The following is a 17,669-nucleotide window of genomic DNA, read 5'->3' as shown; positions in this document are numbered from 1 at the left end:
GCGTCCTTTTCGCTCACGCCCTGCGCCGCCGCATAATCCCGCACGTCCTGCGTGATCTTCATGCTGCAGAAATGCGGTCCGCACATGGAGCAGAAGTGCGCCACTTTCATCGAGTCCTTCGGCAGGGTCTCGTCGTGGAATTCCTTGGCGGTGTCCGGATCCAGGCCCAGGTTGAACTGGTCGTCCCAGCGGAATTCGAAGCGCGCCTTGGACAGGGCGTTGTCGCGGATCGCCGCGCCGGGATGGCCCTTGGCCAGGTCGGCCGCGTGCGCCGCGATCTTGTAGGTGATGATGCCGTCCTTCACATCCTTCTTGTTCGGCAGCCCCAGGTGTTCCTTGGGCGTGACATAACAGAGCATGGCGGTGCCGTACCAGCCGATCAGCGCGGCGCCGATGCCGGAGGTGATGTGGTCGTAGCCCGGAGCGATGTCGGTGGTCAGCGGGCCCAGCGTGTAGAACGGCGCCTCGTGGCAGTGCTCCAGTTGCAGTTCCATGTTCTCCTTGATCATCTGCATCGGCACGTGGCCGGGGCCTTCGATCATGACCTGCACGTCGTGCTTCCATGCCACCTGGGTCAGTTCGCCCAGCGTCTTCAGTTCCGCGAACTGCGCTTCGTCGTTGGCGTCGTAGCCCGACCCCGGACGCAGGCCGTCGCCCAGCGAGAAGCTGACGTCGTAGGCCTTCATGATTTCGCAGATTTCTTCGAAGCGCTCGTACAGGAAGCTCTCCTTGTGGTGCGCCAGGCACCACTTCGCCATGATCGAACCGCCGCGCGAGACGATGCCGGTCATGCGGTCCGCGGTCATCGGGATGAACGGCAGGCGCACGCCCGCGTGGATGGTGAAGTAGTCCACGCCTTGCTCGGCCTGCTCGATCAGGGTGTCGCGGAAGATCTCCCAGGTCAGGTCCTCGGCCTTGCCGTCCACCTTTTCCAGCGCCTGGTAGATCGGCACCGTGCCGATCGGCACGGGCGAATTGCGGATGATCCATTCGCGGGTTTCGTGGATGTGCTTGCCGGTGGACAGGTCCATGACCGTGTCGCCGCCCCAGCGGATCGCCCACGTCATCTTCTCGACTTCCTCGCCGATGCCGGAGCTGACCGCGGAATTGCCGATGTTGGCGTTGATCTTCACCAGGAAGTTGCGGCCGATGGCCATCGGCTCGATTTCCGGGTGGTTGATATTCGCCGGGATGATGGCGCGGCCGCGCGCGATCTCGTCGCGCACGAACTCGGGCGTGATGGAAGCCGGAATGGCGGCGCCGAAGGATTGGCCCGGGTGCTGGCGCAGCAGGCGCTTGACCATCTTCTCGCCGTCGGGGCCGCTGGCGCGCAGCGTTTCCAGGTACTGTTCGCGGCGCAGGTTTTCGCGGATGGCCACGAATTCCATTTCCGGCGTGACGATGCCGCGGCGCGCGTAGTGCATCTGCGTGACGTTGGCGCCGGACCTGGCGCGGCGCGGCGGGCGGCGCAGGTCGAAGCGCATGGCCGTCAGCTTCGGGTCGGTCAGGCGTTCCTTGCCGTAGTCGCTGGTCGGGCCGGACAGCAGCTCGGTGTCGCCGCGCTCTTCGATCCAGGCGCGGCGCAGCTCGGGCAGGCCGCGGCGGATATCGATCCTGGCTTCGGGGTCGGTATAGGGGCCGCTGCAATCGTAGACCGTCAGCGGCGGGTTCTTCTCGCCGCCGAACATGGTGGGCGTGTCGGCCTGTTCGATCTCGCGGAACGGCACGCGGATGTCGGGCCGCGAGCCGGTTTGGTACACCTTGCGGGATTTGGGCAGCGGCGCGACGGCGGCCGAGTCCACTTCAGCGGTGGCGGCCAGGAATTTGGGATTGGCGTTCATGGAAAGCTCCAAGCGAATGGTTGGAGCCGATCGGGAAGGAATCTCCGGCGCGCGAACGGCGGCGGAAATACGGCTCCCAGCATCGGCATTATCCGTACTGGTACGAAGGGACTCTCTCAACACGTCTCGGCCTGGAAGCCGGGACGAGTACCCCTGCACGAAAGCGAAGTATAGAGGCTGGCGCGCGTTCCGGCGAATCGCTTCGGTCGCGCATCGCCTTGGCGCTTTGTCCTGGAAGCTGGTATTACCGCTTTACATTTGGATTCAGACTGGGGCGACACCGTCATTCAGGTTCGGTACACTTTTCAGACATGCCGGGCGTGCCGCCGCGCGGCCTGGTCTTAGTCCACTGAAGAAGGAATCGAGCATGCAACTGACCTTACGCAAATTGGCGCCCGCCCTGGTTGTCGTGACGTTGGCGCTAGCGGGTTGCAAGACCGCCCCGACTAAGACGTCCGACGCCGCCTCGGCCACGCCGCAGGCCGGCCAGCAATCCACCACGCCCGCCACCGCCTCGACCGTGGACTTCTACCTGGCGCACAAGGAACCCGGCGCGGGCCTGCGCGAAATCAGCCTGCCCGACGGTAAGCTCTACATGCAGGAAGTGCCCGTCCTGACGCGCGCCGACCTGACCGACGCCGCCGCGCTGGTGGATCGCCAGGGGCAGAACTTCGTCGGCCTGCGCTTCTCCGAAGCGGGTGCCCGCAAGCTCAATGACGTCAGCACCAAGAATGTCGGCAACATGCTGGCGCTGGTGATCGACCGCGAACTGGTCGCCGCCCCGCTCATCGGCGAACCGCTGAACCGCGGCGTGCTGGCTTTCGGCGTGCCCTCGGCCCAGGCCGCCTCGGAAATCGCCGCCAAGATCCGCGGTGACGCCGCGATCCCCGCCGGCGGCGCGCCGGCTCCCGCAGCCAAGCCCTGAGCCGCGCGCTCACAGCAAAAAGCCCGGCATGCCGGGCTTTTTGCTATTGGGCGATCTGCGCTGGCGACGGCCGGCGGCGGTCAGCCGGCCTTGCGGGCGCGCGGTTTGGCGCTGCGGCGGACCTGCGTGCTTTTCTCGATGAAGGCAAGCGTCATCGCTTCCAGCACGATCCGTTCGTCGGCCGTGAGGGATTCGAACTGGGCGGGAGAAATATTGGGGTAGGGCCAAGGCGCCATCGGACGCGGCCGGCCGCTGGGCCGCGGCGGGGATTCCGCCACGCCGGTGGCGGGCAGGGTATCGCTCAGGTCGTAGCCGCCCATGGGAAGCTCCATGGGACCCTTGCCGGTTTCCAGCCATTCGGCTTCGACCTTCAGCACCTGCGCCAATTTGCGGGCCGAGCGGCTGGAGTGCCGCAAGCCGGTCTCATAGCTGCCGATGGCGCTCTGCGAAAGGCGCGCCAAACGGGCGAGCGCCTTCTGCGTGTGGCCACGCAGGAGTCGCGCATGCTTCAGTCGGTCCGAGAATGTCTTCACAGGGCGATTGAAGCTTGGTGGCTGGTCACTTTGGTAGTTATAAGAATTACTTAAGTGATAAAGGCGAGAGAAAGCGACATGCAGCAACAGGGCAGTGTCTTCGTTCTGGCGTGCGACGAGGGGGCCCGCGATCTCGCCTCCGCGCTGCGCACCTTCCATTGGGCGGCCCATGCGTTCGATTCGCTGGCGGCCCTGCTCGACAGCCTGCAGGCGCAAGTGGTCGACGTCCTGGTGCTGCAGGGTGCCAGTTCGGATACGGCGGAACAGATCGCCTGGCTGCGCCGCGCGGCGCCGGCCGCCGCGCTGGTCTGGCAGGTTCGCGGCGCCACCTCGGCCGGGCGGATCGCGGCGCTGGAGGCGGGCGCGGACGTCTGTGCGCAGGCCGGCATGGAAATTCAAGAATGGGACGCCCTGCTGCGCAGCCTGTGCCGGCGCGGGCGCCGCGGCGGTTCGGCATGGCGTGTGGATGCGCAGGCTGGCGCGCTGGCGGGGCCCGCCGGCCAGCTTCTGCCGCTGACCCCGACCGAATGTGCTTTTTTTGTCCAGCTATTGAATGCCCCGGGCCATCGGCTGCGCCGGGAAGAACTCCTGCCCGCGGAGGCGCGCGGCGCCGCGGAAGGGGCGGCGCGGCGGGTGGACGTGCTGGTGTCGAGGCTGCGCGGCAAGGCGTGCCGCCTCGATATCGAATTTCCCGTGCTCGCGGTGCGCGGGTGGGGCTACATGCTGCGGCCGGACGGCGAGCGGCGGGGCTCGCCGGGCGTTACAGCACGACCAGATTGTCCCGATGCATGAGCTCGGGTTCGGTCATACTGCCCAGGATGCGCGCGATCTGCGACGATGGCTGGCGCAGGATGCGGCGGGTATCGGCCGATGAATAATTGATCAGGCCCCGGGCGCATTCGCGTCCCTGGCCATCCACGCAGGCCACCACGTCGCCGCGGCCGAATTCGCCTTCCACTTCGATCACCCCGATGGGCAGCAGGCTCTTGCCTTCACGCAGCAGCGCCTGCACGGCGCCATCGTCCAGCACCACGCGGCCGCGCAGCCGCAGGTGGTCGGCCAGCCATTGCTTGCGGGCGGACCATACCGGCAGCACGGCGCGCAGTTCGCTGCCGATGCATTCGCCTTGCGCCAGGCGCGTAAGCACGTTGCGCTCGCGGCCGGAGGCGATCACGGTGTGGGCGCCGCTATGCGCCGCCCGCTTTGCCGCCAGCACCTTGGTCAGCATGCCGCCGGTGCCGATGCCGCTGCCGGCGCCGCCGGCCATGGCTTCCAGCGCCGGGTCGCCGGCCTGGGCGTGCGACATGAACCTGGCCTCGGGATTCTTGCGGGGGTCGGCGTCATACAGGCCGCGCTGGTCCGTCAGGATGATCAGCGTGTCGGCTTCAATCAGGTTGGTGACCAGCGCGCCCAGCGTGTCGTTATCGCCCAGCCGGATCTCGTCGGTGACGACCGTGTCGTTCTCGTTCACGATGGGCACCACGCCCAGGCGCAGCAGCGCGAAGAGCGTGCTGCGCGCGTTCAGGTAGCGGTGGCGGTCGGCCAGGTCTTCGTGCGTCAGCAGGATCTGCGCCGTGCGCAGGCCGTATTCCGCGAAAGCGGCTTCATAGGCCTGGCACAGGCCCATCTGGCCCACGGCCGCCGCCGCCTGCAGTTCGTGCATGACGGACGGGCGCTTGCGCCAGCCCAGGCGCGCCATGCCTTCCGCGATGGCGCCGCTGGAGACCAGCACGACCTGCTTGCCCTGCTTGTGCAGGGCTGCGATCTGCTGGGCCCAGTGCGCCACGGCGGCGCGGTCCAGGCCGCGGCCTTCGTTGGTGACCAGCGACGAGCCGACTTTGGCGACGAGGCGCTGGGCGTGGGTGACGACGGAAACGGAGGGTGATTCGGCAGACATGATGGCGGCGGGCTGCGGCGCGGGAAAAGGCGTAATCGTGGGACTGCGATTATGGCTTATTCGTCGCCGCTGCGCGGCGTGGAGCGGGGGGCGGCGTCCGACCGCTTGTCGTCGAAGCGCGGATCCGGCGCCACGTAGCTGCCGTCGGCCTGGTCCTGCGCCAGTTGTTCCTTTTCGCGTTCGGCGTCCAGGTAGTCCTGCAGCGCGTAGATCAGGTCCTGCGTGCCTTCGCCCGACAGGCCCGAGATGCCGAACACCGGCCCCTTCCAATCGTAGAGTTCGAGGAAGCGGCGCTTGGTGTCCTCGGGATCGGCCACCATGTCCAGCTTGTTCAGGACCAGCCAGCGCGGCTTGGCCGCCAGTTCCGGGTCGTAGCGGCGCAGTTCCTCGACGATGGCGCGCGCGTCGATGACGGCCTGTTCGACCGGATCGGCGTCGGGATCGGGCGTGGACACGTCCACCAGGTGCAGCAGCACGCGGGTGCGCGCCAGGTGGCGCAGGAACAGGTGGCCCAGGCCGGCGCCTTCGGAGGCGCCTTCGATCAGGCCGGGAATGTCGGCCACGACGAAGCTGCGCGACGGCGAGGTGCGCACCACGCCCAGGTTGGGGTGCAGCGTGGTGAAGGGGTAGTCCGCGATCTTCGGCTTGGCGTTGGAGATGCGGGTGATCAGCGTGGACTTGCCGGCGTTGGGCAGGCCCAGCAGGCCGACGTCCGCCAGCACCTTGAGCTCCATGCGCAGGTAGCGGTGTTCGCCTTCCTTGCCCGGCGTCCACTGGCGCGGCGCGCGGTTCACGCTGGACTTGAAATGGATATTGCCCATGCCGCCCTGGCCGCCCGCCGCCAGCACCACCTTCTGGTCGTGCTGGTTCAGGTCGAACAGGACTTCGCCGGTTTCCGCGTCATGGATGACGGTGCCCACGGGCACGCGCAGCGTGATGTCGGGGGCGGCCGCGCCGTATTGGTCGGAGCCGCGGCCGTTTTCGCCGTTCTTGGCGCGGTGCAGGCGGGCGTAGCGGAAGTCGATCAGCGTGTTGATGTTGCGATCGGCCACCGCGAAGATGGTGCCGCCGCGTCCGCCGTCGCCGCCGTCCGGGCCGCCCTTGGGGATGAACTTTTCGCGGCGAAAGCTCGCCACGCCATTGCCGCCTTTGCCGGCGACGACTTCGATGGTGGCTTCGTCTACGAATTTCATGGTGTCCGTGCGTGTAATGAGTGAGGGCGGGTCCCGTCATCGGGCGCCGCCGGGAGGCGAGGGCCGGGACGCCCCGGCCGCTGCCTTAAAACAAAAAAGCCCTGCCGCATGCGACAGGGCTTTACCGTTCGAGAACGCGGCGAACCGCGTTGCTGACCGTGCTCGTGCCGATTACTCGGCGGCGACGATCGAAACGGTTTGCTTGTTCAACGCGCCCTTGAAGCCGAATTGAACCTTGCCGTCGACCAGCGCGAACAGGGTGTGGTCCTTGCCCATGCCGACGTTCACGCCAGCGTGGAAGCGAGTACCGCGCTGACGCACGATGATCGAACCGGCGGGAATCAATTCACCGCCGAAAGCCTTGACGCCCAGACGCTTCGATTCTGAGTCGCGTCCGTTCCGCGTAGAGCCGCCGCCCTTTTTCTGTGCCATGTTTAGCTCCTGCTAAGTGGTACCGAGTCGCTTCTTAAGCCGTGATGGCTTCGATGCGGATTTCGGTGTAGTTCTGACGGTGGCCCTGATGCTTCTGGTAGTGCTTGCGACGGCGCATCTTGAAGATCTTGACCTTGTCGTGGCGGCCTTGCGCAAGAACCGTTGCCTTGATCACGGCGCCGGAGACGAGGGGCGTGCCAACTTTCAGTTGGTCGCCTTCGCCCACGGACAGCACTTGGTCCAGGGTGATTTCTTGCCCAATGTCAGCCGGTATCTGTTCTATCTTGAGTTTTTCGCCAGCGGCAACGCGATACTGCTTGCCACCGGTTTTTACGACCGCGTACATGGGGTGTTCCTTAAATAGGTAAAAAGGCGCATTCGCGCTGCCTGCCCTGCTGGGCGGGACGGCCGCTACGGGGGCCACCTTTCAGCGCAGCACTTTTCAGTGCGGAACCTTGTTCAGTGGCGCGCGCTTTCGTCTTCCGAACGCCAGGTCCTGGCAGGGTAGGGAAAGCGCCCGAGGGCATTGCGTAAATGCAACCGACGTAATTCGGGCATTGCTGACCGAATCCGGGATATTAGCCCGGGACTTCCGGAAAGTCAAAAAGCGCTTGTGGGCTAAGGGCTTAGGTGTCGCGCGGACGCTTCACGCGGGGGCGGGCTCCCGCGGCGCGATACCGTCCTCCGTTCCCTGGGCGGCGCCCCCGCGGCGCGGCGGCGGGCAGCGCCCGGCTCGCGTCCGCCACTCCCCGTATAATCGCTGGTCGAATCCCCCGCCTTGCCCGGCGGCCCAGCGGTAAGAGCCGCCGCCCGTTCACGCGTCGGCTCGTTTCACTCTCCGGATACGTCTTGAATCTCCCCGCGCTTATTGCCCCCATTGCTGACGATATGAAGGCCGTCGATGCGGTTATCCGCGAGCGGTTGAACTCCGACGTCGTCCTGATCCGCACGATCGGCGACTACATCATCGGGGCGGGCGGCAAGCGCATGCGTCCGGCCATGGTGTTGATGGTGGCGCGCGCCCTGGGCTATGAAGGGACGCACCACCAGTTGCTGGCCGCGGTGGTGGAATTCATCCATACGGCCACGCTGCTGCACGACGACGTGGTCGACGAATCCGACCTGCGCCGCGGCCGTGAAACCGCCAATGCGGTCTTCGGCAACGCCGCCAGCGTGCTGGTGGGCGACTACCTGTATTCCCGTTCGTTCGAGATGATGGTCGAAGCCGACTCGATGCGCGTCATGAGCATCCTGTCCGAGGCCACCACGGTGATCGCCGAAGGCGAGGTGCTGCAACTGCTGAACGTGCACGACCCGGACGTCTCGCAAGAACGCTACCTGCAAGTGGTGCGCTACAAGACCGCCAAGCTGTTCGAGGCCGCCGCCCAGGTCGGGGCCGTGCTGGCCGGCGCCACGCCCGAGCAGGAAGCCGCCGCCGCGGCCTACGGCCGCCACGTCGGCACCGCCTTCCAGTTGGTGGACGACGTGCTGGACTACAGCGGCGACGCCGCCGCCCTGGGCAAGAACGTGGGCGATGACCTGCGCGAGGGCAAGCCCACGCTGCCGCTGATCCGCGTCATGGAAGTGGGCACCCCGGAACAGCAGCAATTGATCCGCGAGGCAATCAAGACGGGCGACGCCGACTTCGCCGCCGTCGCGGCCGCCATCCAGGCAACGGACGCCCTGGAACACGCTCGCCAGGCCGCGGTCGCCGAGGCCGATCTGGCCCGTGCAGCACTTTCCGGCTACCCCATTTCCCCTTTTCTGAATTCTCTGTTAGAATTCTGCGCTTTCGCGGTGAATAGAGATCGTTGAGAAAAATCAGCGGGATCGAAGACCAAGAAAAGCACAAAGCAAGCACAAAGCAAGACAGCTTCGCCGTACTGAGCACGGCAAAGCTTTAGAGTAGTAAAGATCGGGGCGTAGCTCAGCCTGGTAGAGTACTGCGTTCGGGACGCAGGAGTCGGAGGTTCGAATCCTCTCGCCCCGACCACTTCATGTGGTCGAATTCATGAAGGTGTTTCCCGACGCCTTTGGCTGAAAGCCGGTATCGCGCAAGCGCTGCCGGCTTTTTTGCGTTTGCGCGCAGGACGAGGGGCGTAACGATCGCGAGCGGCGGCGCTGCGCCTGGCACGGATCCAGCCGCGCGGCCTTGCCCGCCGGCAGCCCGATGGCCCGGCGCCCGGAATCGCGATGCTAGCGATTCAGCGGCCGGACTCGGTTCTCCTGCCGAGCGCCCGAGAGCGTGTCCGCCAGGAGAATCGCGCTTCCCGTTGCCATGGCGATCAGGGCGCCAAATATCACCGCGCGAAAGTCATAGGCCGTGGCAACGGCGCCTAGCGTCAGGATGCCCACCATGCCGCCCAGGAACAGGCTGTTCATGTAGGCGGAGGTGGCGCGGCCGACCCGGGTTGGGGACATCTCCTGAACGTAGGTCATCGCGACCGCGGCGAAGGTGCCGTAGAACATTCCTTCCAGGCAAGCGCCGAGCAGTACCCCCGTCAGCGACGAGGCGTTGAGAAACTGCGAAAAGGCGGCAAAGGCAAACAAGGCCGAGATGAAAAGGCCGCAGTTCGTGCCCACCTTCTTCACGAGCCATGGCGCCAGCAGGATGGCGGCCACCTCGACCGCGCATTTGACACCGAACGACAAGCCGGCGGCATAGGGAGCCAGATCGAGTTCGCGCGTGTAATACAGCGGAAGAGACGTGGAGCACAGAACATGCGCCAGCGCGAAGAAGAAGCACACGGCCGTGCGCTGAAGCATGCCGAAGCTGGATGCGCCGCCATCGGCGGCGGCCACGGCCTTGGCAGGCGGGCTGCGGAACGTCGTCGGCAGCACCAGACGCCCGACGAGGATCCATCCGATCGCAACGCCCGCAGCCACTTGAAACACCGTTATGCCGGTGTTCCAGGAGGCCAGTGAAAAGGTGAGAGGGGGCGCCAGCATCCATGCCAGGGACGTGATAACGCGCAGCTTCGAATTGATCTTGGCGCGGTCTTGCGTGCCGTCGAGCATCAGGCGGCCGAAGCTATACATCGTCGTGGTTGCCGTGTTCGCGATCCCTTGGAAGATGCCGACGAGGCCGATGAGCAGGGCGGCGGGAGGCGAGTAAATCAGCAAGGCGACCGCGATTGCGTAGGCGGCCTGACCGAGCAGCAGCCACCGATAGAGGCGGGTGCCGTGGTCTATCCTCCGGCCGATATAGCGATTCACGGCAATCGAGACGGTGATCGCGACCGCGGAATAGACGCTCAACCACCAGGGAGCGAGGCCTTTCCCTTCGACGATGAAGTAGCCCATGAAAGGCGCCAGCAACGCATTTGCGAATGCCCCCAGGAACAGCGCGGGCAACACGGCGAGCGATGCCCGCTGCGGCAATGGCCGGGCCGCTGGCGGCTGATCCTTTTCATCGACCGTCGAATCAAGATCGGCGTGCATAGGCGAAGGAGGTTCTCCAATGATCCCGGGTAGCCAGGGTCGAAGCAGGGTCCATGATACCGGTAGGCGGAGGCAGTGGGCGATGGCCAGCCTGCGAACGACGCGCTGAGCATTGCGTGGGGCGCCTTGGCGCATTGCGCGCCTTCACCCAGAGAAAAACCGGACGATTTCCCGACGTGGCGAGATGGAGGGGGATTGCGGCAAGGATCATGCGCCGCCTGGGAAGGATCGCGAGAGCGGCTCGGTACGGGGAGTCGTAGCGGTTTTTCCCTGGCGTCAGGGATCCCTTGCCGGCGGGAGGCGGCCGGCAAGGGGGCAGGCCTAGCGCTCGAAGGGAACCACGCGCTGGCGCTGGGCGCCCAACCCTTGCACACCCAGCGTCATGACGTCGCCTGCGCGCAGGAACACGGGCGGCTTCATGCCCAGGCCGACGCCCGGCGGGGTGCCGGTAATGATGACGTCGCCCGGCAGCAGCGTCATGAAGCGGCTGACGTAGCTCACGATGGTTTTCACGCCGAAGATCATCGTGCGGGTGTTGCCGGTCTGCATGCGCTGGCCGTTGACGTCCAGCCACAGGTCCAGCGACTGCGGATCGGGCACCTCGTCGGGCGTCACCAGCCACGGCCCGATGGGGCCGAAGGTGTCGCAGCCCTTGCCTTTGTCCCAGGTGCCGCCGCGGTCCATCTGGAATTCGCGCTCGCTCACGTCGTTGACCACGCAATAGCCCGCCACATGGTCCAGCGCGTGCGCCTCGTCCACGTAGCGCGCGCGCTTGCCGATGACGATGCCCAGCTCCACTTCCCAGTCGGACTTCTGCGATCCTTCGGGCAGCATGACGGGATCGTCCGGCCCCTGGATGCAGGAGGTGGCCTTCATGAAGATGACCGGTTCCTTCGGCACCGGCGCGCCGACCTCGGCCGCGTGGTCGAAGTAGTTCAGGCCGATGGCGATGAACTTGCCCACGCCGGCCACCGGGCAGCCCAGGCGAGGCTCGCCGGCAACCTGCGGCAGCGTGGCGGTGTCGTGCCGCGCCAGCGCCGCGAGCGTCTCGCGCCCAAGCTGCGCGCCGCCGATGTCGGGCACCAGGCCCGAAAGATCGCGCAGCACGCCGTCCGCGTCGATCAGGCCGGGCTTTTCCTGCCCCGGCGGGCCGAATCTCACCAGTTTCATGCTTCTTTCCTTATTGCTCCGTGGTCAAAAAACGTGAGGGGCGGCCGGGCGTTCAAGGCCGGCCGCCGTTCCCCGGTCAGTCCAACTTTACGTTGGCGGTCTTGATCGTGTCGCCCCAGCGGACGATCTCGTCCTTGATGTAGGTGGTCGTTTCGTCCGGCGTGCTGAGCAGCACCTCCGCGCCCAGTGCGGCCAGTTGTTCCTGCACGGCCGGTTTCTTCAGCGCAAGTTGCATGGCCTTGTTCAGCTTGTCAATCACGGGCGCCGGCGTGCCGCTGGGCACCAGCAGCGCCGCCCAGGTCTGCGCGTCGAATCCCGGCACGCCGGCGCGGTCCATGGTCGGGATGTCGGGCAGCGCCTTCGATCCGTTGCGGCTGCCCACGGCGAAGACCTTGAGCGCGCCCTTCTGGACGTGCGGCATGATGGCCGGTCCCGACTCGAACATCATCGTCACGTCGCCCGACATCAGCCCGGTCAGCGCGGCGGCCGCGCCGCGGTACGGCACGTGCATGATGTTCAGCCCCGCCTGGCGCTTGAACATCTCCATGGTCAGGTGATTGGTCAGCCCCGTGCCGCCCGAACCGTAGTTGAGCTGGCCCGGGTGCTTCTTGACGTAGTCGATCAGTTCCTTGAGGTTGTTGGCCGGGAAATCCGCCCGCGTGACCAGGAACTGCGGCACCACCACCACCATCGCCACCGGCGTGAAGTCCTTCAGCGTGTCGTACGGCAGCTTGGCGTACAGGCCCGGATTGATCGCCAGCGGTCCGCTGGAGGCCATCAGCAGGGTGTAGCCGTCGGCCTCGGAGCGCTTGGCGCCCTCCATGCCGATGATGCCGCCGGCGCCGCCGCGGTTGTCCACGAAAAATGCCTGGCCCAGCGTCTCCGTCAACTGCTGGCCGATGGTGCGCGCCAGCACGTCGGTGGTCTGGCCGGCAGGGAACGGCACGATGATCTTCACGCCCCGGTCCGGATAGTCGGCCCGGGCCGGGGCGTTCAGCAAGGCGCCCATGCATAACAGTGCTGCGAGTACTCGTTTCATGGATTGTCTCCTCCATCATTTTTTTCGAGAACGCCGCAAGCCCGCCTAGGGGGAAATCAGTTCAGGGCTCTTCTCCACGTTCCCATTCGGTCTGCAGCTTGAAGCGGTCGGCAATATAGAAATTTTCGGAAACCGTCAGCAGACGGTCTTGGGGGTCTACGTAAGCGCGCAGCATCCGCAGGGCGGGGCTGCCGCTCTCCAGGCCGAGCTGGAACAATGCGTTCTCAGGCATCAGCGTGGCTTCGATCTGCTGGCGGATCCGGTGGATTTCCTGACCGTAGTCGTCCTGCAGCATCTTGTAGATGCTGGGATGATTGCCATGCAGTTTTTCTTTGATCTTCTCGAACTCGGGACGCAGATAGACGCGCGTGTACGAGATCACCCGGCCGTTTTCGACCAGGCAGCGGTTGGTGTGCAGCACCAGCCATTTCGAACCGGCCTCGCAGCGCAGCGACTCGGCCATGGCTTCGTCGGCAACCGCAACGGTTTCTCCAAAGACCTCCAGCCGCGTCTGGTCCGTGTAGGCGAGGATGTCTTTCATCGACCCCAGGCCCGCCACATAGCTGGGCCGGGCGACGCCGGGCTGGGCGGACGTCACCACCGTGCCGATGCTCGGGTAGCGCACGATCAGGCCGATGTCCACCAGCCGCCGGGTGGCTTCGCGCACGGTATGGCGGCTGACGCCGAACGTGGCGCTCAGTTGCGCCTCGGTCGGCAGCAGGGAGCCCACCGGATACGTCCCGGACACGATGTCATTGAGCAGGCTCTGGTGCAGCCAGGCGTAACGCGGCTGTGTCTTGCTCCGCGGCGTGGCGCGCGTGGGCTTGGCCGGCGGCGTGCCGTCATTCTTGGGCATGCGAGGTACCTTACGGTCAAAAAAGTTTCTGAAAACAATGTACGCACATTTGATTCCACTGTAAAGTTATTAATGTACGTACATTACCAAAAAAGGTTTGAGCCCTATTCGAGGGTGCATCGGACGGAGACAAATCCATGCAACACACGAGTGAAGCCGACCAGGACGAGCAGGCCACCCGCCCATTCGAGGGCTTGGTGGTCGTCGAACTGGGTCATAGCGTGGCCGCCCCTTTCGCCGGACAGATTTTCGGTGAATTGGGCGCCACGGTCATCAAGGTCGAGAAACACGACGGCGACGCCGCCCGCGCCTGGGGGCCTCCCTTCCAGGAAGGAGCGGCCACGCTCTTCCAGACTCTGAACCGCAACAAGCAGTCCGTGGTCTGCGACTTGCGGGACCCGGCGCAGACCGACACCCTCAAGCGCCTGATCGCCGAGCGCGCCGACGTCGTCCTGCAGAACCTGCGGCCCGGCCAGGTCGAGACGCTGGGCCTGGACGGCGCCGCGCTGCTGGCGCTCAGGCCTTCCCTCATCTACTGCAACATGGGCGCCTTCGGCCGCGCGGGCCCTCTGCGGCACCGACCCGGCTACGACCCGCTGATGCAGGCCTTTGGCGGCATCATGAGCACCACGGGCGAAGCCGGCCGGCCCTCGGTGCGCGTGGGCGCCTCCATCGTCGACATGGGCACGGGCATGTGGGCGGTGATCGGCGTGCTTGCCGCGCTCTGGCAGCGCCAGGCCGGCGGACAGGGGCGCGTGGTGGATGTCTCGCTTTTCGAGACGGCGGCCACCTGGGTGTCGCTGATCGCCTCGCAGGTGCTGGCTTCCGGCGAGGCGCCGCCGCGCTACGGCTCGGGCACGGCCAGCATCGTGCCCTATAAGGGCTACGCCACCTCCGACGGTGAAATCGTGGTGGCGGCCGGCAACGATGGTCTGTTCCGCAGCCTGGCGCGGGTGGTCGGGCACCCCGAATGGGCCGAGGACCCGCGCTTTGCCGACAACCCCAGCCGCGTGCGCCACCAGGCCGAGCTGTACGGCATGCTCGACACCATCTTCGCTCTCCGTCCCACCGCCTTCTGGCTGGAGCAACTGGAGGCCGCCGGCCTTCCTTGCTCGCCCGTGAACGACATGAATCAGATGCTCGCGCATCCGCAGACCGAGGCGTTGGGCCTGGTGCAGCGCGTGCCGGGCACCGCGATGGACTTCATCGGCCTGCCGCTGAGCTTCGACGGCCACCGGCCCCGGCCCCGCTCCCGCCCGCCCGCGCTGGGCGAGCACACCGAAACGCTGCTGCGCCAACCGGCAACCATGACCCCGACCACGGAGATCCAGGAATGAACCTCCCCGACTACGAAACCGTGTCCACCCGGATGGCCGACGAGCATGTGCTGCTCGTCACGCTGAACCGTCCGCAGGTGGGCAACGCCGTCAATACCCAGATGGGCCGCGACCTGCTCGACCTCTGGAACCGGCTGACCGAGGACGCGGGCCCGGTGCGCTGCGTCGTGCTGACCGGCGCTGGCGAACGCATTTTCTGCGGCGGCGGCGACCTCAAGGAACGCAACGGGATGAGCCGCGAAACCTGGCAGCGCCAGCACGAGCTGTTCGAACGCATGTACTGGACGCTGGTGGACTTGCCGCTGCCCGTCGTGGCCGCCGTGAACGGCCATGCCTATGCCGGCGGCCTGGAGATGGCGCTGTCCTGCGACTTCATCTACGCCAGCCGCGAGGCGCGCTTCGCGCTGACCGAGGTGACGCTGGGCATCATGCCCGGCGCCGGCGGCACGCAGAACCTGCCGCGCGCGGTGGGCGAGCGCCGCGCGAAGGAAATCCTGATGACCGGCCGGCCCTTCGACGCCGCGCAGGCGCTGGAGTGGGGCCTGGCCAATGCGCTGCACGATCCTGGCGAAGTGCTGCCGGCCGCGCTGGCCACGGCCGGCGCCATCGCCGCCAATGCGCCGCTGTCGGTGCGGCAGATCAAGAAGTCGGTGCGCTATGGCGGCCAGATGGAACTGCGCACGGCCTTCCGCTTCGAGATCGAAGCCTACAACCACCTGGTCGACACCGACGACCGCCGCGAAGGCGTGCTCGCCTTCAACGAAAAACGCAAGCCGGTCTTCAAGGGCCGCTGACGCCAGAACCAAGAGGAGAACAAACATGGCAAGAGATGTCATCCTGCGCGAAGTGGGCCTGCGCGACGGCCTGCAGAGCGTCGCCACTTTCGTGGAAACGGCCGACAAGCTGGACTGGATACGGCGCGAGGCGGCCGCCGGCGTGGCCGAAATCGAAGTCACGTCCTATGTGCCGCCCAAGCTGCTGCCGCAGTTCGTCGACGCCGAGACGGTGACCACGGAATCGCTGCGCATCCCGGGGCTGACCGTGGCCGCGCTGGTGCCCAATTCGCGAGGCGCGCAGCGCGGCCTGGAACTGGGCGCGCACAAAATCAACTTTGTGATGTCGGTCAGCGAAACGCACAACATGAAGAACGTGCGCCGCAGCCGCGAAGAGTCGCTGGCGGACTTCCGCAATATGGCCGAATTGGCGCGCGCCCAGCCCGAGGCCGCGCGGCCCGTGCTCTGCGGCGGGCTGGCGACGGCGCTGGGCTGCTCGTATGAAGGCGACGTGCCCGTGGCGGACGTCGTGCGCTACGCGGTGGCCTTGGCCGAGGCCGGCGCCGATGAGCTGATCATCCCCGACACGGTCGGCTACGCCAACCCGGCCCTGGTGCGCCGAGTCTTCAAGGCCGTGCTGGCCGAGGTCGGCGCGCTGCCGGTGGCGGCGCACTTCCACGACACCCGCGGCACGGGCCTGGCCAACCTCCTGGCGGCGCTGGATTGCGGCGTGCGCGCGTTCGACGCCTCGCTGGGCGGCCTGGGCGGTTGTCCTTTCGCGCCCGGCGCCACGGGCAACATCGTCATGGAGGACGCCGCCTACATGCTGGAGTCCATGGGCGTGGACACGGGCATCGACCTGACGGCGCTGCTGGAGGTGCGCGAGGTGCTTCGGCGCGTCCTCCCGGACGTGACGCTCTATGGCGGCCTGGCGCGCGCCGGCCTGCCCCGCGGCTTCATGCCGGCCAGCGCTCGGCTTGCCGCCTGATCCCCCACAACCTCATCTACCGGACCCATCATGGACACCATTTCGCCCAACAGCCTGGACAACCTCGCCATGCCCCTGGGGGAGGATTTCGCCGACGTGCGCGACAGCGTGCGGCGCATCTGCGAACAGTTCCCCGGCGAGTATTGGCGCCGCCTCGAAGAAGACGACCGCTATCCGGACGAATTCGTCCGCGCGCTGACCGAGTCGGGCTATCTCGCCGCCCTGATCCCCGAGGAATACGAAGGCAGCGGAATGCCCTTGCGAGCGGCAGCCGTCATCCTGGAGGAGATCCATGCGGCGGGCTGCAACGCCGGCGCCTGCCATGCGCAGATGTACACCATGGGCACGCTGCTGCGCCACGGCAGCGCCGAGCAGAAGGCCCGCTACCTGCCGGCCATCGCGCGCGGCGAACTGCGCCTGCAGGCCTTCGGCGTCACCGAGCCCACCAGCGGCACCGACACCACGCGCCTGAAGACGCGCGCGGTGCGCGACGGCGACAGCTATGTCGTCAACGGCCAGAAGGTGTGGACGTCGCGCGCCCTGCAATCCGACCTGATGCTGCTGCTGGCCCGGACGACGCCTTACGACGAGGTGGGCAAGAAGAGCGATGGCCTGTCCGTCTTCCTGGTCGATATTCGCGAGGCGCTGGGCAAGGGCATGGAGATCCGGCCGCTGAAGGCCATGATCAATCACAACACCACCGAGGTCTTCTTCGACAACCTGCGCATTCCCGCCGACAGCCTGATCGGCGAGGAAGGCAAGGGCTTTCGCTACATCCTGGACGGCATGAACGCCGAGCGCATCCTGGTGGCGTCGGAAGCGATCGGCGATGCGCGCTGGTTCATCCGCACGGCCGCCGCCTATGCCAGCGAGCGGCGCGTGTTCGACCGGCCCATCGGCCAGAACCAGGGCATCCAGTTTCCCATCGCGCGCGCCTATGCCGAGACGCAGGCCGCCGACCTCCTGCTGCGCAAGGCGGCCACCTTGTTCCAGGCGGGCCTGCCCTGCGGCGACGAAGCGAACATGGGCAAGATGCTGGCCTCCGAAGCGTCCTGGCACGCGGCCGAGGCCTGCCTGCAGACGCATGGCGGCTTCGGCTTCGCGCGCGAATACGACGTGGAGCGCAAGTGGCGCGAGACCCGGCTGCTGCAGATCGCGCCGATCTCGACCAATCTGATCCTCTCCTATATCGGCCAGCACATCCTCGGCATGCCGCGTTCGTTCTGAACCCGCGCCCTTCATAA

The 17,669-nt window shown here is 66.4% G+C and carries 17 protein-coding genes and 1 tRNA gene; 8 read left to right on the top strand and 10 right to left on the bottom strand.

Annotated features, from left to right (window positions below; all coding sequences use genetic code 11):
• Positions 1-1,841, bottom strand: a 1,841-nt coding sequence (gene thiC / locus AVE30378_RS23610) for a phosphomethylpyrimidine synthase ThiC (RefSeq protein WP_129244127.1), incomplete at its 3' end; no start/stop codon positions are given.
• Positions 1,842-2,208: 367 nt separating this feature from the next.
• Here thiC and AVE30378_RS23605 point away from each other — a divergent pair.
• A complete protein-coding gene (locus AVE30378_RS23605) occupies positions 2,209-2,766 on the top strand; it encodes a SecDF P1 head subdomain-containing protein (protein ID WP_129244124.1) in 558 nt (185 codons plus the stop codon).
• Positions 2,767-2,846: 80 nt separating this feature from the next.
• On the opposite strand, the gene AVE30378_RS23600 is transcribed toward AVE30378_RS23605, so the two are convergent.
• Positions 2,847-3,299 carry a helix-turn-helix domain-containing protein gene (locus AVE30378_RS23600; protein WP_129244122.1) on the bottom strand — a complete coding sequence of 151 codons (453 nt, stop codon included), beginning with the start codon at positions 3,297-3,299 and terminating at the stop codon, positions 2,847-2,849.
• Between the two features lie 78 nt (positions 3,300-3,377).
• Between AVE30378_RS23600 and AVE30378_RS23595 the strand changes: the two genes are divergently transcribed.
• The gene (locus tag AVE30378_RS23595; RefSeq protein WP_129244119.1) at positions 3,378-4,091 is read left to right on the top strand and encodes a helix-turn-helix domain-containing protein; all 714 of its coding nucleotides are present in this window, start codon (positions 3,378-3,380) and stop codon (positions 4,089-4,091) included.
• Here the strand turns inward: AVE30378_RS23595 and proB are convergent.
• From proB to rplU, 4 genes are all read right to left on the bottom strand, one after another.
• Positions 4,060-5,196 carry a glutamate 5-kinase gene (gene proB / locus AVE30378_RS23590; protein WP_129244116.1) on the bottom strand — a complete coding sequence of 379 codons (1,137 nt, stop codon included), beginning with the start codon at positions 5,194-5,196 and terminating at the stop codon, positions 4,060-4,062. The two genes, AVE30378_RS23595 and proB, sit on opposite strands and share 32 nt — an antisense overlap.
• A gap of 56 nt (positions 5,197-5,252) precedes the next feature.
• On the bottom strand, positions 5,253-6,389 hold the full coding sequence (gene obgE / locus AVE30378_RS23585) for a GTPase ObgE (RefSeq protein ID WP_129244112.1): 1,137 nt from the start codon (positions 6,387-6,389) through the stop codon (positions 5,253-5,255).
• Between the two features lie 171 nt (positions 6,390-6,560).
• On the bottom strand, positions 6,561-6,821 hold the full coding sequence (gene rpmA, locus AVE30378_RS23580) for a 50S ribosomal protein L27 (protein WP_006389959.1): 261 nt from the start codon (positions 6,819-6,821) through the stop codon (positions 6,561-6,563).
• Between the two features lie 34 nt (positions 6,822-6,855).
• Positions 6,856-7,167, bottom strand: a complete 312-nt coding sequence (gene rplU, locus AVE30378_RS23575) for a 50S ribosomal protein L21 (protein WP_129244109.1) — start codon at positions 7,165-7,167, stop codon at positions 6,856-6,858.
• A 503-nt stretch (positions 7,168-7,670) separates the two neighbouring features.
• Between rplU and ispB the strand changes: the two genes are divergently transcribed.
• Both ispB and AVE30378_RS23565 read left to right on the top strand, forming a co-directional pair.
• A complete protein-coding gene (ispB, locus tag AVE30378_RS23570; RefSeq protein WP_129244106.1) occupies positions 7,671-8,636 on the top strand; it encodes an octaprenyl diphosphate synthase in 966 nt (321 codons plus the stop codon).
• A gap of 101 nt (positions 8,637-8,737) precedes the next feature.
• Positions 8,738-8,814 (top strand) — tRNA-Pro (locus AVE30378_RS23565).
• A 203-nt stretch (positions 8,815-9,017) separates the two neighbouring features.
• Here AVE30378_RS23565 and AVE30378_RS23560 read toward each other — a convergent pair.
• The 4 genes from AVE30378_RS23560 to AVE30378_RS23545 all read right to left on the bottom strand — a co-directional run bounded on the left by AVE30378_RS23560 (position 9,018) and on the right by AVE30378_RS23545 (position 13,327).
• Complete coding sequence (locus AVE30378_RS23560; RefSeq protein WP_165360281.1) at positions 9,018-10,262, bottom strand: MFS transporter; 1,245 nt, start codon at positions 10,260-10,262, stop codon at positions 9,018-9,020.
• A gap of 321 nt (positions 10,263-10,583) precedes the next feature.
• Complete coding sequence (locus tag AVE30378_RS23555) at positions 10,584-11,432, bottom strand: fumarylacetoacetate hydrolase family protein (protein WP_129244100.1); 849 nt, start codon at positions 11,430-11,432, stop codon at positions 10,584-10,586.
• 76 nt (positions 11,433-11,508) lie between these two features.
• Positions 11,509-12,471: a Bug family tripartite tricarboxylate transporter substrate binding protein gene (locus tag AVE30378_RS23550; RefSeq protein WP_129244097.1), complete on the bottom strand. Its 963-nt coding sequence runs from the start codon at positions 12,469-12,471 to the stop codon at positions 11,509-11,511.
• A 61-nt stretch (positions 12,472-12,532) separates the two neighbouring features.
• Positions 12,533-13,327 (bottom strand): GntR family transcriptional regulator, encoded by a 795-nt coding sequence (locus AVE30378_RS23545; protein WP_129244094.1) that lies wholly within the window; start codon positions 13,325-13,327, stop codon positions 12,533-12,535.
• Positions 13,328-13,464: 137 nt separating this feature from the next.
• Between AVE30378_RS23545 and AVE30378_RS23540 the strand changes: the two genes are divergently transcribed.
• The 4 genes from AVE30378_RS23540 (at position 13,465) to AVE30378_RS23525 (ending at position 17,652) form a co-directional block, all read left to right on the top strand.
• Positions 13,465-14,664: a CaiB/BaiF CoA transferase family protein gene (locus AVE30378_RS23540; RefSeq protein ID WP_129244091.1), complete on the top strand. Its 1,200-nt coding sequence runs from the start codon at positions 13,465-13,467 to the stop codon at positions 14,662-14,664.
• Positions 14,661-15,458 carry an enoyl-CoA hydratase/isomerase family protein gene (locus AVE30378_RS23535; protein WP_129244088.1) on the top strand — a complete coding sequence of 266 codons (798 nt, stop codon included), beginning with the start codon at positions 14,661-14,663 and terminating at the stop codon, positions 15,456-15,458. The genes AVE30378_RS23540 and AVE30378_RS23535 overlap by 4 nt, the downstream gene beginning before the upstream one ends.
• Positions 15,459-15,483: 25 nt before the next feature.
• Positions 15,484-16,425 (top strand): hydroxymethylglutaryl-CoA lyase, encoded by a 942-nt coding sequence (locus tag AVE30378_RS23530; RefSeq protein ID WP_129244085.1) that lies wholly within the window; start codon positions 15,484-15,486, stop codon positions 16,423-16,425.
• Between the two features lie 69 nt (positions 16,426-16,494).
• On the top strand, positions 16,495-17,652 hold the full coding sequence (locus tag AVE30378_RS23525; protein ID WP_425265791.1) for an acyl-CoA dehydrogenase family protein: 1,158 nt from the start codon (positions 16,495-16,497) through the stop codon (positions 17,650-17,652).
• Positions 17,653-17,669: the final 17 nt, after the last annotated feature.

This window comes from Achromobacter veterisilvae, from assembly GCF_900496975.1.
GTDB classification, from domain to species: Bacteria; Pseudomonadota; Gammaproteobacteria; order Burkholderiales; family Burkholderiaceae_B; genus Achromobacter; species Achromobacter veterisilvae.
Note: the sequence above shows the minus strand (reverse complement) of the source record. Positions and strands in the feature narration are given on the sequence as shown.

Bases quoted from the DNA above. Each gene is read 5' to 3' on its own strand.
- AVE30378_RS23595 (WP_129244119.1), top strand. From the start codon at position 3,378: ATGCAGCAACAGGGCAGTGTCTTCGTTCTGGCGTGCGACGAGGGGGCC.
- AVE30378_RS23555 (WP_129244100.1), bottom strand. From the start codon at position 11,432: ATGAAACTGGTGAGATTCGGCCCGCCGGGGCAGGAAAAGCCCGGCCTG.
- obgE (WP_129244112.1), bottom strand. From the start codon at position 6,389: ATGAAATTCGTAGACGAAGCCACCATCGAAGTCGTCGCCGGCAAAGGC.
- AVE30378_RS23525 (WP_425265791.1), top strand. From the start codon at position 16,495: ATGCCCCTGGGGGAGGATTTCGCCGACGTGCGCGACAGCGTGCGGCGC.
- AVE30378_RS23530 (WP_129244085.1), top strand. From the start codon at position 15,484: ATGGCAAGAGATGTCATCCTGCGCGAAGTGGGCCTGCGCGACGGCCTG.
- AVE30378_RS23540 (WP_129244091.1), top strand. From the start codon at position 13,465: ATGCAACACACGAGTGAAGCCGACCAGGACGAGCAGGCCACCCGCCCA.
- proB (WP_129244116.1), bottom strand. From the start codon at position 5,196: ATGTCTGCCGAATCACCCTCCGTTTCCGTCGTCACCCACGCCCAGCGC.
- AVE30378_RS23605 (WP_129244124.1), top strand. From the start codon at position 2,209: ATGCAACTGACCTTACGCAAATTGGCGCCCGCCCTGGTTGTCGTGACG.
- AVE30378_RS23550 (WP_129244097.1), bottom strand. From the start codon at position 12,471: ATGAAACGAGTACTCGCAGCACTGTTATGCATGGGCGCCTTGCTGAAC.
- AVE30378_RS23545 (WP_129244094.1), bottom strand. From the start codon at position 13,327: ATGCCCAAGAATGACGGCACGCCGCCGGCCAAGCCCACGCGCGCCACG.
- AVE30378_RS23560 (WP_165360281.1), bottom strand. From the start codon at position 10,262: ATGCACGCCGATCTTGATTCGACGGTCGATGAAAAGGATCAGCCGCCA.
- AVE30378_RS23535 (WP_129244088.1), top strand. From the start codon at position 14,661: ATGAACCTCCCCGACTACGAAACCGTGTCCACCCGGATGGCCGACGAG.
- rplU (WP_129244109.1), bottom strand. From the start codon at position 7,167: ATGTACGCGGTCGTAAAAACCGGTGGCAAGCAGTATCGCGTTGCCGCT.
- rpmA (WP_006389959.1), bottom strand. From the start codon at position 6,821: ATGGCACAGAAAAAGGGCGGCGGCTCTACGCGGAACGGACGCGACTCA.